The 16,405-nt window shown below is 73.1% G+C and carries 10 protein-coding genes; 4 read left to right on the top strand and 6 right to left on the bottom strand.

The annotated features are described in order from the left end of the window. Window positions 1-15: 15 nt before the first annotated feature. Complete coding sequence (locus tag ACIRVH_RS40925; protein WP_403964770.1) at window positions 16-1,602, bottom strand: GMC oxidoreductase; 1,587 nt, start codon at window positions 1,600-1,602, stop codon at window positions 16-18. 168 nt (window positions 1,603-1,770) lie between these two features. Then, window positions 1,771-2,703 (bottom strand): cyclase family protein, encoded by a 933-nt coding sequence (locus ACIRVH_RS40920; RefSeq protein WP_403964768.1) that lies wholly within the window; start codon window positions 2,701-2,703, stop codon window positions 1,771-1,773. 77 nt (window positions 2,704-2,780) lie between these two features. On the opposite strand from ACIRVH_RS40920, the gene ACIRVH_RS40915 reads away from it, so the two are divergent. Further along, window positions 2,781-3,551, top strand: a complete 771-nt coding sequence (locus tag ACIRVH_RS40915; protein WP_403964766.1) for an ATP-binding protein — start codon at window positions 2,781-2,783, stop codon at window positions 3,549-3,551. Between the two features lie 319 nt (window positions 3,552-3,870). On the opposite strand, the gene ACIRVH_RS40910 is transcribed toward ACIRVH_RS40915, so the two are convergent. Further along, on the bottom strand, window positions 3,871-4,260 hold the full coding sequence (locus ACIRVH_RS40910; RefSeq protein WP_403964764.1) for a hypothetical protein: 390 nt from the start codon (window positions 4,258-4,260) through the stop codon (window positions 3,871-3,873). On the opposite strand from ACIRVH_RS40910, the gene ACIRVH_RS40905 reads away from it, so the two are divergent. Next, window positions 4,253-5,827, top strand: coding sequence for a GMC family oxidoreductase (locus ACIRVH_RS40905; RefSeq protein ID WP_403964762.1), 1,575 nt, complete (start codon window positions 4,253-4,255; stop codon window positions 5,825-5,827). The two genes, ACIRVH_RS40910 and ACIRVH_RS40905, sit on opposite strands and share 8 nt — an antisense overlap. Further along, complete coding sequence (locus ACIRVH_RS40900) at window positions 5,827-5,964, top strand: hypothetical protein (RefSeq protein WP_403964760.1); 138 nt, start codon at window positions 5,827-5,829, stop codon at window positions 5,962-5,964. The genes ACIRVH_RS40905 and ACIRVH_RS40900 overlap by 1 nt, the downstream gene beginning before the upstream one ends. Before the next feature lie 223 nt (window positions 5,965-6,187). On the opposite strand, the gene ACIRVH_RS40895 is transcribed toward ACIRVH_RS40900, so the two are convergent. From ACIRVH_RS40895 to ACIRVH_RS40885, 3 genes are read right to left on the bottom strand one after another with little or no spacing between them, the layout of a single operon-like run. Beyond that, the gene (locus ACIRVH_RS40895) at window positions 6,188-9,403 is read right to left on the bottom strand and encodes a DEAD/DEAH box helicase (protein WP_403964759.1); all 3,216 of its coding nucleotides are present in this window, start codon (window positions 9,401-9,403) and stop codon (window positions 6,188-6,190) included. A 34-nt stretch (window positions 9,404-9,437) separates the two neighbouring features. Then, window positions 9,438-12,278, bottom strand: a complete 2,841-nt coding sequence (locus ACIRVH_RS40890; RefSeq protein WP_403964757.1) for a tetratricopeptide repeat protein — start codon at window positions 12,276-12,278, stop codon at window positions 9,438-9,440. Then, window positions 12,275-12,736, bottom strand: a complete 462-nt coding sequence (locus ACIRVH_RS40885; RefSeq protein WP_403964755.1) for a hypothetical protein — start codon at window positions 12,734-12,736, stop codon at window positions 12,275-12,277. Before ACIRVH_RS40885 ends, ACIRVH_RS40890 begins: the two co-directional genes overlap by 4 nt. A 21-nt stretch (window positions 12,737-12,757) precedes the next feature. Here ACIRVH_RS40885 and ACIRVH_RS40880 point away from each other — a divergent pair, with 21 nt between their 5' ends. Next, complete coding sequence (locus ACIRVH_RS40880; RefSeq protein WP_403964753.1) at window positions 12,758-16,396, top strand: NB-ARC domain-containing protein; 3,639 nt, start codon at window positions 12,758-12,760, stop codon at window positions 16,394-16,396. Window positions 16,397-16,405: the final 9 nt, after the last annotated feature.

The following is a 16,405-nucleotide window of genomic DNA, read 5'->3' as shown; positions in this document are numbered from 1 at the left end:
CGGTCTGAAGGGAGGTCATTGCAGCCGCTCAGCGATGTGGTCGCCGACCCGCAGGGCGTTGGCCATGGCGGTCAGCGAGGGATTGACCGCTCCGATGCTCGGGAAGAAGCTCGTGTCGACGACGTAGAGGTTGTCGAGGTCGTGGGCCTTGCAGTTGACGTCCAGGGCCGAGGTCGCGGGGTCGCTGCCGAAGCGGACCGTGCCCGCCTGGTGCGCCGTGGCGCCGATGGGCATCCCCTTGTGCAGGTAGATGCTGCGCGACAGGAGATGATGTTCGTGCATGCCCAAGTGGCTGAGCATGTGCTGCAGTTTGTGCCGCAGGCGCTCCAGCCCGGCGATGTTGTTCTTCTCGTCGAGGGCGAGGTGGATGTCGCCGTCCCGGTCCAGGGTGACGCGGTTCTCGGCGGTCGGCAGGTCCTCCCCGCACAGCCAGAAGTCGACCGCGTGGTGGGCCAGCACCTCGAACGGCATGTCCGGGGAGACCGCCCCGGCCCAGCGGGGCGCTTCGCCGTGGATCTGCTCGGCGTCGGACTTGCCGAGCATCTGGATCCCGCCCAAGGGGTAGTCCCAGTCGTCGGCTCCCAGGTACCAGTCGTGCAGCGCCAGAGTCTTCTGGAACTTGGTGTCGTTCGGTTCCTTGGACACGGCCATGAGGGCCAGGTTGTTGTGCCGCATGTAGTGCCGGCCCACCACGTCCGAGCTGTTGGCCAGGCCCTGCGGATGCCGTTCGTCGGCCGAACGCAGCAGCAGGACGGCGGAGTTGACGGCACCGCAGGCCACGACCACGATGTCGGCGCTGAACTCCACGGTGGCGGGGTCTCCGTCCCCCACGGTGGCGACGACCTTGGTGACACTGCGGCCCGTCGCGTCCGTCTCGAGGCGCCGCACGTCCGCGTGGGTGACCATCTCGACGTTGGCATGTTCCAGGGCGGGGTCGACGCAGATGACCTGGGCGTCGGACTTCGCGCCGACCAGGCAGGGGAAGCCGTCGACGCGGTCGCAGCGGATGCAGGCGCTGGTGTGGACGGCCCGGCCGCGGTCGTCCTGGGTGAGGTTCACGCCGATCGGGAGGTGGAAGGGGTGCAGCCCCTGCTTCTCCAGGTCGTGGCTGAGCTGCTCGATGCGGGGCTCGTGCTGGACCGGCGGGCAGGCGTACTGAGCGCTGGTGGGACCCTCGGTGGGATCCTCGCCGTGCCGGCCGTGCACGAGGTAGAGGTGTTCGGCCTGTGTGTAGTACGGCTCGAAGTCCTCGTAGCGCAGCGGCCAGGCCGGCGAGATGCCGTCGTGGTGACGGAGTTCACCGAAGTCCTCCGGGCGCAGCCGGAAGAGAGCGGCGCCGTAGAACTTGGTGTTGCCGCCCACGTAGTAGTTGACCTCGGGCGGAAATTTGTTGCCGTTCTTGTCCAACCAGAACTCCGGAGCGCGGTACTTGCCTTTGACGAAGACCGCGGTCGAGTCCCAGTTGTCGCGTTCGCGGGGCAGATAACCGCCACGTTCCAGAAGGAGGATCCGTTTTCCCGTGCCCGCCAGCCGGTGGGCGATGGTGCCACCACCCGCTCCGGTGCCGATCACGATGACGTCGTAGTGCTGCGCTTCGGTCATGCAGGCCACCGCCCTCGGAGCCTCGTCCCGTCCTGCCCGGGGTGAGGGGGAAATCCACCCCAGCCGTCGTCCCGCCCCGCACACCAACGTATCTCCGGGTGATCTACCCGGCGAGTTGAGCTGTTCGGGTGAGCCGGGGTGCGGTGGTTCTCCGGGCCGGGCCGCCCGTCACAGGATCGCGAGGGGATTGACCGGGGAACCGGTGGCCGAGGGCAGCCGGAGCGGGGCGATCACGCAGAGGAAGGACCAGCGGCCCTCCTGGGCGCAGACCGGCGCGAGGTCCTCGAGCCGCAGGTAGTCGAGCAGATGCAGTCCCATCGCGTGGACGGCGAGCACATGCACCGGGTAAGCGACTCCCTGCACGGGGCTGGGACCGGTGTCGTTGTTGCCGTCGCTCCCGAGCACGGACACCTCCCGCTCCGCCAGGAACTCCATGGCGGCCGGATGGAACCCGGCGCGAGCGTCGGACACGTCCCAGGGGCCGAGTTCCTCGCGCCGCAGGCGGTGTCCGACCCGCACGAGAAGAATGTCGCCCCGGCCCACTCGAAGCCCCTGCTCGGCCTCGGCGGCGGCGAGGTCGTCGGCGGTCACGTGCGACCCGGGTTCGAGCCAGGGCACGCCGTGCAGCCGGGGGATGTCGAGGAGAACTCCACGGCCGACGATGCCGTCGCGGACCAGATCGACGGACAGGGCGTCGGCGCCGTCCGGTGAGAGCACGTCCGCCGCCGGCAGGCCACCGTGCAGCGTGCCGTCGTAGATGACGTGGCACAGCGCGTCGAGGTGGCTGTTCCCGTCGCCGTGAATGTTCATGGCGAATCGGTCGCGGGCGAAATCCAGGCCGCTCGCACTGGGGCGGCCGCCTTCCGGAGCGATGAGCCGGTGCTCGGCCGGTTCGGCGTCGTCCGGTGCGACACGCTTGTTGACGGGGGCCGCGAGCGACACCGTACGTCCGGACCGCACCTCGCGGACGGCCGCCAGCACCTGCGCCCCGGTGATCGTCTCCAGGGCGCCCCGGCCCGCGTCGCCGCCGGGCGCCGAGTCCCTCAGCGTTCGGTACAGCGACCGGAAGTCGGCCTCGCTCATCACCTGGGACGTCCGCATCTCCCCACCATCCGGCAGCAGCCGGATTCCCGCACACCGAGTCGCCCGCAGCAGAACCGGTGGATGCCGTACCTTCGATGCGACCGGCACCGGAGCACGTCCGCCACCGTCGTATCCCGTGGAGCTCGTCCGTGCAGCGCCGGCTCTCCGAACGCCGTCGAACGACAGCGAGCGCCGTCGTCGCGGCCTGCACGACAGCGGTCCTCCTCGGCCTCGACGCGCGCGCGTCGTCGATCCCGGCGGCGGACGTGGGCGTGCTGGTGCTGTTCGCCTGTCTCCTCCCCTATCTCGTCCTGACCCTGGTCACCTTCTCGACCGTCCCGGACGAGCGAGTGCGCCTCTGGGCTCGACGTGAATCGCGGGGCACGTGGACGCAGCGCTACGTGTTCGGGACCGCGCCCGGACCAGGGGTGTCGATCTTCATCGCGGCTGCCGCGCTGGTGGTGGCGGTGGTCTGGCTTCCCGGACACCTCGGCTCGGCGTTTCTCGTGGTTCCCCGGGTGGCGGTGGCCCTCGGTCTCGTCGTCACCGCCTGGGTCTGCGTGGTGGCGTCCTTCGCCGTCACCTTCCAGGCCGACAACCTCGTGGAGGACGAGCGGGCGCTGGACTTCCCCGGCGGCCGCTCAGCGGCCTGGGCCGACTACGTCCATTTCGCCCCCACGCTCACCTGCGAGGTCTTCGACGCCAGCAGCACCGCTCCGCACCTGCGCCGTGCCCGGACCTTCGACGAGGGCGGCCGCGGCCTGCTGCTGGTCGCCCAGCTCGCCGACCGCTGGGGCACGCGGCACGGCCGCGAGGGAAAGGTCATCTGGGCGGAACAGGCCCTCCCCGCCGAGCGAACCTCCTGAGCCACCTGTGCCCACGGGCTCTCCCGTGGCGCACGGCTTCGGCGGGACCCGCGACAGCGGCAGGAGTACCGCGCGTCCGCCCGGCGTCGATCCGACCGGATCGTGCTGTGGGGGACGTCGTACGTCGGCGTCATGTCGTCGCGATCGCGGTCGCGGCCCCAGACGCACGGATGGCCGCGGCGGTCGCGCTGACGCCGGCGGTGGACGGCCTCGCCACGCCGGCGCACGTCGTGCGCCATGCCTTGGCCGGTCGGCCGAAGAGCCTGACCGGGCACGGTCCGCGCGACGACGCCCGTGCCCTCACCAAGCGGCCGCCGCATCACCTGCCGACCGTCGGGCCGCCCGGGTCCATGGCGATGACGAGCACCCCCGACGCCGACGGGATCTGCGCCGGCACGGCGGGCCCGACCTGGCGTAAGGAGGTGTGCGCACGCGCGGCGCCGGAGGCCGGCCCGAACCGACCCGTCACGGCAGGCTCGCCAAGAAGGCCGGGAAGTGGGCACAGGTGCGTGAATACCCCCTCGACCACTTCGGCGTCCACCAGGGACCGTGGCAACGGCGGGAGCTGGCCGACCGGCTCCACTTCCTCGTGCGCGTCCTCGACCCGCCGCGTTCGACCGGTCAGCGGGGACGGCACCGGGCCGGCCGGACGTTGCGGCCCGGGATCGCAGGCAAAGCACTCTTCAATCAAAGGGGACGGAATGAGCATGTACGACTACGTCATCGTCGGCGCCGGATCCGCGGGCTCCGTGCTGGCGGCCCGGCTGTCGGAGGACCCCGGAGTCCGGGTGGCGCTGATCGAGGCGGGCGGCCCCGACACCGCGCAGGAGGTCCATGTCCCGGCCGCCTTCCCACAGTTGTTCAAGTCCGGCCTCGACTGGGACCTCGACTCCGACCCGGAGCCGGGGATCGGCGACCGACGGACCTACCTGCCCCGCGGGAAGATGTTCGGCGGCTCCAGCTCGATGAACGCGATGGTCTACATCCGGGGCAGCCGCGCCGACTACGACGGCTGGGCCGCGGCCGGGGCCACGGGGTGGTCGTACGCCGACGTGCTGCCGTACTTCCGGCGCGCCGAGGACAACGAGCGCGGCGCGGACGAGTTCCACGGGGTGGGCGGGCCGCTGACGGTCAGTGACGGCCGGTCGGGGCACCCGCTCTCCTCGGTCTTCGTGCAGGCCGCCCAGCAGGCCGGGCACAAGGCGAACGACGACTTCAACGGCGAGACGCAGTTCGGCGTCGGCCGCTACCAGCTGACGCAGCGCGGCGGCATGCGCTGCAGCACGGCCGTCGCCTATCTGCACCCCGCGCTCGAACGGCCGAACCTCACCGTGCTCTCCTCGGCCCGCGCCCACCGCGTCGTGATCGAGGGTGGCCGGGCGACGGGTGTGGAGGTGGAGCGGGACGGCACCGTCGAGGTGATCCGTGCCGAGCGCGAGGTGCTCCTGTCCGCGGGCGCCTACGAGTCGCCGAAGCTGCTGATGCTGTCCGGGATCGGCCCCGCGGCCGCCCTGTCCGCGTTCGGCATCGACGTCGTACGCGATCTGCCGGTCGGCCAGGGTCTGCAGGACCACTACATGACGCTGCTGAACTTCCGTACCGATGTCGAGTCGCTGATCAGCGCGGCGAGCCCGGAGAACGCAGTGCTGCTGCAGACCGAGGGGCGCGGCCCGCTGACCTCCAACATCGGGGAGGCCGGCGGCTTCTTCCGCAGCCGGGACGGTCTGGTCGCGCCGGACGTGCAGTTCCACGCCGCCCCCGTGCTCTTCCATCAGGAGGGGCTCGGCTCGGTCACCGAGCACGGTTTCGCCTTCGGCCCGTGCGTGGTGGCCCCGACCAGCCGCGGCGCGGTGAGCCTGCGCTCCCCGCGGCCGGACGCCGCGCCCCGGATCCTGCACAACTACCTGATGACGGCCGAGGACCGGGATTGCATCGTCGCCGGGATCCGGATCGCCCTGGAGATCGCGGCGCAGCAGGCGGTGGCCGACGTCGTCACGGGGCCGTACGGCGACGTGCCGGCCTCGGACTCCGACGCGGACCTCCTCGCCTGGGCGCAGCGGTCCGGGCAGACGCTCTACCACCCGACGTCGACCTGTGCCATCGGCGCGGTGGTAGATCCCGAGCTGCGCGTGTACGACGTGGCCGGCCTGCGGGTCGTCGACGCCTCGGTGTTCCCGTCGGTGACGCGCGGGAACACCAACGCGCCCACGATCATGGCCGCGGAGAGGGCCGCCGACCTCATCAAGGCGGGCAACGGCGCCGAGGGAACTGCGTGATGGCGACTTCCGTACCCGCCACCGACCAGGTGGGGGAGATCGACCGGGCCCTCGCCGGCCCGGTCCGCGGCGAGGCCGCCTGGGCCGTCTCCTCACCGGCTTCGCCGCCGCACCCCGCTGCTCCGCACTGCCGGTGATCTTCGCCTCCGCACTGCGCGGCTGACCACGGCCCGTCCCGAACCGCGACGACACCACACGGCACGCAGGGTTCCGCCGACCCTGCGGACCCCTGCTGCACATCAGGAAGTCCGTGACACAACCACCGAGTTGAGCGGTGACAGTGTGTGACCGGGTGCCGGGCCGGACCCAGGGTGCGTCCGGCCCCCTTCGGGGGACACGAGCGCGGTGGGTCCGGCCGCTTCATGCCCCGTTCCCGGTCGCGTTGTAGGCCGCGAGCCAGCCGGCGGCCAGGTGGTCGCCGCGGGTGAAGACCGCCGCGCCGCGCCGGCCCGCCGAGGGATCGTCGGGAGCGGCGGGCGGGTGGTCCAGCCGGGCCGGGGTGCCGTCCGACGCGTAGCGGACCGTCGTCGCGCCGTTCCAGAGGCAGATCACCGCGCCGTGCGGGGCCGTCACCTGCACGGAGCCGGAGTTCTGCGTGAGGACGGTGCCGGTGGTCCGCTGCTTCAGCAGCGCCTCGTAGCGCCCGGGCGGGAGCGCGCTGTCGCGCGGCGGGGTGGTGCCCGTCCAGTCCGGGGCGCCGACCCCGGCGTCCCGGGCCGCCCGCCACATCCGCGGTACGAGGCGGGGGGCGAGCTGGGGTGTGGCCATGCGCCCGCACATCCACAGCAGCCGCCCGGCCCCGCGGCCCGGCCCCAGCGTGCGCCAGCGGATGCGCTCGGCGAGGTCAGCGGCCACGACGGCCGCCCAGGGGTGGACGGTGCCGAGCTCGCCCTGGGCACCCAGCCAGGCCAGATAGCGCTGGGCCTCGTCCAGGACGCCGGTCAGGCTGTCGGCCGGGATGCCGAGCACGTAACCGCCGCGCGTGGCGAACGCCTGCGGGCTGCAGGCCGCCAGCAGGAGTACCGCGTAGGCCAGTTCCCCGGGACGCAGCCCCTCGTCCTGGTCCGGCTGCTCCGGGTCCTGCTCCAGCTGCTCCACCCGGCCCTGGTGGCGCAGCACCCGCCGTAGCGTCGCGCGCGCCCGGTCGCTGAAGGCCGCGTCCGCCAGGTCGGGGAGCTGCATGGTCAGCAGCCTGGTCAGCAGTTGCTCGGACCGGTCCGCGTCCTCCGGTACGGGCAGCCCGCGCACCCCTTCGGCCAGTTCGTGGGCCGGCTCGGCGTCGACCATGAACCGGCTGGTCAGCATGCCCAGTTCGGTCGCCTCCAGGAACTCCTGGCCCTGCGGCCCACGGGCGGAGCGCAGGAGGCCGGCCTCCGCCAGATAGAGCGCGGCGTCGTGGAGCGGTTCCACGCTGTCGTGCCCCTGGTGGAAGGCGAACGTCCCGGTCCACCAGTCCTCGGCCTCCTCCAGCGACTCCACCCGACCCTGCACCACCTCGGCGAGCAGGTGGTTGGGCAGCCGGTCGCCGATCCGTGAGCGCACGGTGTATCCGGCGGTCAGCCGGGCCTGCCACTCCGGGCGCTCCGTCTCGTCCGCCAGCAGGAAGGCCCAGCCCTCCCGTTCCCCCGCGCCGACCCGCCCGGCGCGGCCGAACATCTGCTGCACCATGGACACCTCGATCCGGTCCTGGCCGAGCCGGACGTCACGCACGATCACGGCGCGGGCCGGGAGGTTCACCCCGGCGGCCACGGTGGAGGTCGCCACGAGGACGTCGGTCTCGCGGGCCCGGAACGCCCGCTCGGCCTCGCGCTTGAACGGCCAGTCGCGGTAGTGCAGTCCCACACCGGCCTTGCCGCACAGCCGCTCGACGAGTTCCGTGTCGTCCGCGTCGACGCCGCGGGTCGGCACGCCCCGGTCCGCGGCGAGGGCGAGGGCCGTCGCGCGCACGCCCCGCTTGCTGCTGCAGAAGACGAGCACGCTGCCGCCCTCGTCGGTGACGGCCCGGGCCAGTCGCACGGCCGCGGCGGTGCGGGCCACGGCGGCCCGCGTCGTGCGTTCGCCGTCCCTCGGCGCGGGGAGCAGGGGGATCTGCCAGGTCAGCCGGGTGGGCCGCCATGCGGTACGGATCAGCCGGGCGCCCAGCCAGTCGGCGACCTCGTCGGCGTTGGCCACGGTCGCCGACAGTCCGACGATGCGTGTCCGGGCGCTGTCCTCGCGCACCCGGGTGAGCACCGCCTCCAGCACGGCGCCGCGCGCCGGATCGCCGAGCAGGTGGATCTCGTCGACGACCAGACAACCGACCTCGGCGAGGGCGCCGCCCAGCGAGCCGTTCCGGCAGATCGCCTCGAACTTCTCGGTGGTGGCGACCCAGACGTCGGCCTCGCGGATGAGGTCGACGTCGACGGCGTACTCCCCCGTGAGCCGGACGACCGTGAGCCCGTGCCGCCGCCAGATCTCCAGTTCGCGGTCGAGTTCGTCGGTCAGCGACCGCTGGGGCACCAGCCAGGCCGCCTTGCGGCCGTCGGCGTGGGCCCGCAGCGCGGCGACCATGCCGACGGGTGTCTTGCCCGCGCCGGTCGGGGCGACGACGATCAGGTGGTCGTCGCCCTCCAGCACCGCGGGGACGGCGTCGGCCTGGGCCGGGTTGAAGGTGGGGTGCGGCAGCAGCCGGGTCCAGTCCTCGGGGACGAGGTCGGTCACCGGCACGTGCGGGATGCCGTCGGCGTCCGGAACGTCCTCCAGGGCGTCCCACTGGGCCTCGAACGCGTCCCGGGCCGCGTGGGCGCCGGGCCCGGCGACGGGCGAGGGCGGCATCGCGGAGCCCGTGGGGAACGTACGGGCGGGGTGGGCCGTCAGCCCGGTGGTGGAGCCGAAGTCGGAGACCGTGCCGACCTGTTCGTTCTCCGTCCAGTGCCGGACGGCACGGAACGGTACGCCCCGGTCGGCGAGGTGGCCGCGCAGGTCGGCGAAGGCGGGGCCGTCGGGGAGGACGACCCGGACGTCGTCGGCCGCCGCCACCGCGCCCTCGGGCGGGCGCCAGGCCGGGTCGGTCACCTTGCACCACAGCAGCCGGCGCTCCTCGCTCTCCGTCGGCACCGGCAGGTCGGCGGGCCATGCGGGGCGCGAGGAAGCGTGGATGGGGGTGATGGTGACGCCGGGCTCCGTGGGGCACGGCCCGAGGAGCAGGGACGACACCCGCGTCGCCGTCGTGGGCCGCGACACCCGCAGCCGTGGGGCCGTCGGCTTCTTCGCCTCCGGTGTGGACCTCGCCTGTGCCCCGGGCTGGGGGACGAGCTTGTCGTACGTCTTCACACCGAGGTCGGCGAGCGTGTACGCCGCGGGGCAGACCGGGCAGACCACGGCCACGTAGCGGTAGAGCCGCCCGCCCGACTCGTACGGCCTGCGCAGTGCGTGCATCCTGCCGTCGCACTCGGGGCAGGGCCGCGGCACCTCCTCCTCGTAGCTCCATCCCGGTTCGGTGAAGCGGGCGATGAGGCCGTCGTCGTCGAGCCTGACGCCCCAGCGCTCGCGCACGACCTCCACCACCGTCAGGCCGAGCTCGGCCGCGTCCCCCACGAGTCCCCCCTTGTCCGCCCGGCCGACTTCGGCTTCAGTCGACGATGATGCCGGGATAGCAGTGATCATGATTCCAGCCGGGCTGGATCGCGTATCCGCAGTGGCAGGACTCCGGCCGGGCGGGCTTGCCCTCCGACCGGCGGCGCAGCGCGACCGCGAGCGGCTGCCGGGCGAGCCACGCCGCGGCGCCCTCGCCGTCCCACCGGCCGAGCGACTCGGCGGAGACGATGAGCCCGTCGGCCAGCGTCTCGAAGACGACGTCGGCCCGCCGGAGCAGGAAGCGCAGCACGTTCCCGCAGTAGCCGGGGTCCATGTCGTCCAGACGGTGGCGGCGGTCCTGCGCGTCCTGCCAGACCTCGTCCTGGTTGAGGAGGGCCACGTAGTGCTCCTCCAGCGTCCAGGTCCTGTTTCCCTCGCCGCTCCGCCGGTTCACCACCGCCTCGTGGGCCTCGGACACCTTGCGCAGCAGCTGCTCGAACGCGGCGGGACGTTCCGCCGCGAGCCGCCGGCAGAGGTCCAGGGCCTCCTCGCTGACGACCAGGGCCTCCTTCCCCTGCCCGCTGTGCGAGAGGTAGGTGCCGAGGGAGGACAGTTCCCTGGCCAGCTCGGCCTCATGGGCGGTGGGATTGGCCTCGGCCAGCCGCCGGTTGATCCCGACCGCCTCCCGGAGGGCGGTCACCGCCTCGTCCCGGCGGCGCGCGCCCCACAGGAAGAAGCCCAGGTTGGCCAGGGCCGTCGCCAGGTCGGACTCGTCCACCGCGACGGCCCGGGTGAGGGCGGACGCGTGTGCCGCGGGTCCGGCGGCCACCAGTCGCCGGATGACGGTCACCGCGCGCTCGGCAGCGGTCAGGGCGTCCGGCCAACGCCGCAATCGCCAGGAGAAGATGGCCGCGTTGGCCAGCGTCATGGCGAGACCGGGCTCGTAGGTCGCGGGGTCGGTGGCCGCCAGCCGCTGGAAGATCCCCATGGCCCGCTCGGTCGCCGCGAGGCCCTCCTCGGGCTTGCGCGCCTCCGTCATGCCCTGGCCCAGGTAGGACAGGGAGACGGCGAGGCCGGGTTCGTACGCCGCGTCGAGGGCGGTCAGCCGCCGGAAGATGCCGACGGCCTCCTCGGCGGCCCGGCGGCTCGCCTCCGCACGGCCCGCCGCGAAGGCACGCTCGCTCAGCTCGGCCAGGGCGGTGGCCAGAGCCGGCTCGTACGCACCACCGTCGGCGGCGGCCAGCCGCCGGAGGATGCCGACCGCCTGCTCGGTGACGGCCATGGCCTCGTCCCGATGCCCGGCGCGCAGCATGCGGAATCCGAGGTCCTGGTACAGCCGGGCGTGTTCGGCGGGGTCGTCGGTGGCGGCGAGCCGGTGGTCGGTGAGGCGCCGGGTGAAGGCGGCGATCCCGGCGTCGAGGTCCGGCTGACCCTGGCGGGGCACCTGCGCGTCGACGGCTTCCAGGACGGCGGGGGCGAGGTCGAGGGCGGCGAGCGCGGTCAGGGCCGCACCGCCTGCGTCGACCGCCAGGGCCGGGTCCGCGCGCAGCAGGGTTTCCAGGTGCCGGACGGCGTGTGGCCAGCGGTGCGGCGCGGCCGCCGAGGCCAGGAAGGTCAGGGCACGGGCGAGGTGGGCGGGTGGCGAGCCGTCCGGGGTGCGGGCGACGAGCGCGCCGACGACGTCCGCCGCCCAGGGAGCGGTGGGATGGCCGGTCACCTGGTGTCCGGGCAGGCTCAGGGCGAGGAAGTCCTCGGCGAGCCGGTCGGGGTAGAGCGGTTCCAGGACGGCGCCGGGCTCCTCGGGCGGGTAGCAGGTGGTGTGGTCGGCGAGCAGCCGCCCGGGGCGCTCCAGACCGAGACCGCCCAGCAACGCGGTGGCGTCCGAGTGCGCGGCGGCGCCGGTGAGGGCCGCGGTGAAGACCACCTGGCTCATGGAGCTGGGCGGGGTCTCGAAGTCGAGGCCCTCCAGCCGGAGTTCGTAGAGCCGGGTCCAGTGCCGGTGTTCCCGGTCGAGCAGGTAGGCGGACAGGCCCGCCATGTCCTGCGGGGGTCTGTTGCCCCGCGTGTGGGCGTCGACGGCCACGAGGGCGGCCATGTGCAGGGCGAGGACGAGACCGAACTCCGGCCGGTCCAGGTAGTCGGGTGCGGCGATGACGGACGGGTCGGTCAGACCGTAGCGGGCGGCGAAGCAGTCCCGGGCGACGGTGAACATGGTCTGCCGCTCGCCGAGTCCACCGGTCCGGTCGTCCAGCGGCCGTAGCGCGCGGTCGCCGGTCTGCGTCCCGGTGTCGTCGAGCGCGGCGCGCACGGCAGGCCACGGGCTCACGGACCGGGCGAGCAGCAGCACCCGGGTCGGCAGCTGCCGGTCGAGCAGCTTGTTGCTGAACAGCCAGGTCAGATGGGAGAGCGGCCAGCGGTCGGCGTAGTCCACGACCAGCAGCAGCCCGGCGGCACCGTCGAGGCGCAGGTCCTGGCTGCCCAGGTGCGGCTGGACGGCGCCGGAACCGTGGGTGGCCGTGACGACCTTCCAGCCCGCCGCGGCGCTGTCGGCGGCGAACCGGGACGCGAGCCGGGTCTTGCCCTGGCCGCCGGGGCCGTGCAGCCAGCGGGCCGCTGCGCGCGGGCCGTCGCCGTCGCGCCACGCTGCCAGCTCGGCCCGCTCCCGGTCGCGACCGGTGAAGTCGACTGCCTGGAAACGGGCGTTGAGCAGGCGGCTGGGCTGGGCGGTGAGCCAGGCGGTGTCCTGGTCCGCGGGGGCGCCGGCCGGCCGGTGCTCGGAGAGCAGGTAGACCGGGCCCCGGTCGGGGAAGACGTGCAGATCGGCACCGATGACGCCGTACCCGAACCCGCCCTCGACACGGACCACCTGCCGGGGCCCCGGGACGGCATGGGTCACTTGGCTTCTCCGCCGCCGCCTCCCTGGCCCGGAGGAGCCTGGTGCACGATGACGTTGCCGCCCTGGACCGCGAAGACCTGACCGCCGTCCTTCGCGACGTTGTTCTGCACCCATGCGCGCTGCGTCTCGGGCAGCTGCTGCCGGATCTCGTCGATCAGCTCCCGCAGTTCACCGGCGGCGTCCGGGTGTTCACCGAGCAGCGACTCCAACTCCAGCTGCCACACGGGGAGCAGGCTCTGCCGTACCCGCTCGGCGTCGTCCGCCCGCACGACCAGCGCCGCGTTGTTGTCCAACTGGGCCTCGATGGACGCCTGCTGCCCCTCTCCGCGGCGGCCGAACAACTTGGCGATCCCGCCCCGCGCGAGCGTCCAGGAGTCGGTGGCCATGGCTCCGACCACCGTGGTGCCTCCGGCCAGAATCAGTTCCTCCAGCATCATGCCCCCGTCTTGTGCTCTCAAGAACCCTGCTCCGTACGCCTATTGTCCATCCTGAAGATCAAGACCGGCATCGGGGCAGGGCTGTCAGTGGTGGCGGGCATGCTGGTGGGTGAGTCGAGGGACAGGGGGCGGCACGTGGGCGGAGTCGACACGGCACGGGGGATGGGGTTCCAGACGGCGTGCGCCATTCTGCAGCTGATCCGGACCCCGGAGGAGCACCCTGAGGCCGGCACCTTCCGGGTGGAGGGCGCCGACGAGGCCATCGACTTCGAGGTGCGTGACGCGGAGGACCGGCCGCTGCTGCTCGCCCAGGCGAAGACCCGCGTCGAGCCGGGCTCGTGGTCCGGTCCGGAGCTGGTGCGGCTGGCCCGCCGCTGGGGAGCAGCGGATCCCGGCGGTACGGCGGTGCTGCGGTTCCTCTCGGACGCCCCCGTGCACCCGTCGGGGCAGGCCCTGCGGGACGCGGTGGCGCGGGCCCGGGCCGTGCCGGACCCCGGCCGGTGGCTGGCGGAGTGCGAGGGCCTCGTTCCGGCCTCGCTCGGTCTCACCAGCGAGGACCACGCGCTGCTGCGCCGGCTGGAGATCGAGACCCGGATCGGCCCCTGGGAGCAGCTCCTCGACCAGGCCCGGCTGGAGCTGCTGCGGCTCTCCCCCGTCGCGATGGCGGCGGCCGAGGTCGACAGCACCGTCGACGCCCTGTTCGTGAAGATGTTCCAGTGGTCCGGGGACCGCCGCCTCGCCCGGCGCACGGTCCGGCTGGACGAGCTTCCCGGTCTCCTGCACGGCCGTCGGGCCGCGTCCGGGGCAGTGGCCGGCGAGGCGCCCGGACCCGTCCGGGCCCCGTTCCGTGACGTGCCGTCGGCCGCGGGCGTGCGCGGCCGAGGACGGGAACTGACGGCGCTCAGGGAGCGGTTCCTGCGGGAGCCCGATGCGGGCACGGTCCGCGTGGTGGTGTCGGGACTCGGCGGGATCGGCAAGTCGAGCATCGCCCGGCTGTACGCCCACCGGCACCGGGACGCGTACGAGTTCGTCTGGTGGATTCCCTCCGACACCCGGGAGGACGTCCTCGCCGCCTACCGGCGGATGCTCGCCGAGGAGCGGCAGGAGACCGAGGCGGCGACCGAGGAGGAGATCCTCGCCCAGGTCGGCCGCCGCCTGGCCCACCTCGGCCCCCGGCTGCTGCTGGTGTTCGACAACGTGGCCGACCGCGAGCAACTGGCCGGACTGCTGCCCGTCTGCGACGGCGCGCACCTGCTGGTCACCACCCGCGACTCGGCCTGGGCCGCGGCGGACGGCGGGCTGGTCGTGGAGCGGATGGCGGAGGAGGAGGCCGTCGAGTGGGCCGGGGAGAGGCTGCCGGCTGCCTCGGGCGCCGAGGTGTCCGCGCTGGTCGACGCGGTGGAGTGCATCCCGCTCGCCATCGCCCAGGCCACTGGTTACATAGCGGCGACCCAGTGCCCGGTCGAGGTGTACCTGACGGAACTGGACGACTGCCGGGCCCGGTTGCTCGACGACCCCGGCTTCGTGCCGCTCGACTACCGGCAGGGCGCGACACTGACGGCCGCGGTCACTCTGAGCGTACGGAAGGTACTGGAGCAGGCGTTCGGCTCGCCCGAGACCTCGGGGCACCGGCTCGCCGCCGAACTGCTGGCCCGATGCGCCCTGTTGGCGCCGGACTTCATTCCGCTGCACCTCGCCACGCTCGACCTGCCGACCGGACCGGCCGTCTACGGCGCCGTGGCCCAGTTGCGCAGGTTCTCGCTGGTCGATCCCCGGGACGGCGTGCTCGCGATCCATCGCATCGTGCAGGAGATCACGCGGGGGATGCTGGACGGCGACGCGGTGGACGGGATGCAGAGCCGGTTCGTGTTCGAGCTGGCAAGACGACTGGCGGAGAGCCAGAGGCAACAGACGTGGAGCGAGGCGGCCACTCTGATCGAGCACGCGGTCCATGTGGCGCGCAACGTGCACGGCAGTGGCCGGGCGGACGAGAACACGGTCGCGCTGCTGGCCAATGTCGCCGGAGCGATCTCGACGGTGCACGGTGATCCGGCGCGCAGTGAGGGGCTGTTGCGGGAGGCGCTGGAGATCGTGGACGAGGCCGACGGGGCGGCCGTGGACGACCGGGTCTACCGGCGGGCCGCGACGACGACCAGCCTGGCCCAGTGCCTGTTGAACCTGGCACGGTTCGAGGAGGCCGCGGAGGCGGCCCGGACCGGCTGGACCCTGCTGGAGGGCATGGACACACTCGACGCGGAGGGCGTGCAGCACCTCGTGCTGGCCCTTGTCTCGGAGATGCGCGCGGCAGTGGCGCTGAACAGGATCTCCGACATCGCCCGCGCCCACTCCCGGCTCGACGTAGTGCTGCGGCGCGAGGACGTGACTCCGGAACTCGCCTTCCGGACCCGGCTGGAACAGGCCCAGACGCTTGTGTGGATCCAGGAGTGGGACTCGGCGGCGCTGGTCATCGACCAGGCCAGGGCCGAGGCCCCGGACGAGGCGGAGGCGAGTACGGATCTGCGCTTCCTGGACGCCATGGTCAAGGCCTCCACGGGCCGGCTCGAGGAGTCCCTCGCCGTCACCGCCGGAATTCCGGAACCCGCCGACCGGACGGCCGTGATCGTCATGCGCCGCCACGCGGACCACTTGGTGGAGGCCGCCCACGCCGTGATGGTCGGCAGCTTCGCCAGGCAGGACGCCGGGCTCACCGTGGAGACCTGGATCCTGGACGCCGCGGAGTCGATGATCGACCGGGCCGAGGCCTTGCTCACCACGCACACCGAAGCCGGGTCGGAGGTGCTGGCCACGGTCGTCCACCGGCGCGCGGTTCTGGCCTGGACGCGGTATCGGGTGGGGCATCCGGACGGGGACGTGGAGCTGTGCCGGGCCCTGATGCGAGAGAGCCTCACGCTGTTCGAGGCGGCGGGGCAGAGCCACCTGCCTCTTGCGACCAAGGCACGCGAGTTCCTGGAGCCCCTTGAACAAGCCACCCTGGACGAGCCTTCCGAGGAGCCGGACGCGCCCGAAGCCTTTCCGCTCCCGCCGTCGGGCGGCAGCGGTCCGCACCGGATGCCCGAGTTCGCCTGGCGCGACGCCGTTGCGCTCACCCGGATCGCTCCGCCGGACGCGCGCCCTCTGTACGGCCTGATCGGCGCGACCGCCCATCACCTGGGCGGTCAGAAGGCACCCTCCCCCATCTTCTTGTCCCTGGCGTTCACCGCGGCGCTGCGCGTCATGGGTCTGCAGAGCCGTCTGATCCCGGCCGCACTGCGCGTGACCCGGGGCGACGGAAGGGCACTCGACCTTCCCGAGTGGCAACTGCCGCCCATGGTCGCGGGCAACGGGGAGGTTCTGGGGCACGTGGTCGTCTGGTGCGAAGGCGCGGGGCGGCTGGTGGACCCGGCCCTGCTGCTGGGCCAGAGCTGGTTCGGCCCCGGCGCCGCGGAGCGGAAGATCTTCCAGGCGCCCGTCATCCTGCCGGCGCCCGGGCTGGACGCCCTGCTCGACGCCCGCGTGGGCACGCACCGGGAAGGGCACCTGCTCGCGTACGACTTCTGTCCCGACTGGGGGGAGATGCTCGGCAAGGTGGTCGAGCGCCTGGACACGGCGGACATCGCCGCCTTCACGCAGGTGCTGGTCGCATCCGCGGTCCGGGCCGCCGACACGGGACCGCGACCCTGACCGCGGGCC

Origin of the sequence: Streptomyces sp. NPDC101165 (assembly GCF_044768135.1) — a bacterium.
GTDB lineage: Bacteria > Actinomycetota > Actinomycetes > Streptomycetales > Streptomycetaceae > Streptomyces.
Note: the sequence above shows the minus strand (reverse complement) of the source record. Positions and strands in the feature narration are given on the sequence as shown.

Excerpts from the sequence above, each read along its gene's own strand:
- ACIRVH_RS40920 (WP_403964768.1), bottom strand. The coding sequence starts at position 2,703 with ATGCGGACGTCCCAGGTGATGAGCGAGGCCGACTTCCGGTCGCTGTAC.
- ACIRVH_RS40925 (WP_403964770.1), bottom strand. The coding sequence starts at position 1,602 with ATGACCGAAGCGCAGCACTACGACGTCATCGTGATCGGCACCGGAGCG.
- ACIRVH_RS40915 (WP_403964766.1), top strand. The coding sequence starts at position 2,781 with ATGCGACCGGCACCGGAGCACGTCCGCCACCGTCGTATCCCGTGGAGC.
- ACIRVH_RS40910 (WP_403964764.1), bottom strand. The coding sequence starts at position 4,260 with ATGCTCATTCCGTCCCCTTTGATTGAAGAGTGCTTTGCCTGCGATCCC.
- ACIRVH_RS40905 (WP_403964762.1), top strand. The coding sequence starts at position 4,253 with ATGAGCATGTACGACTACGTCATCGTCGGCGCCGGATCCGCGGGCTCC.
- ACIRVH_RS40900 (WP_403964760.1), top strand. The coding sequence starts at position 5,827 with ATGGCGACTTCCGTACCCGCCACCGACCAGGTGGGGGAGATCGACCGG.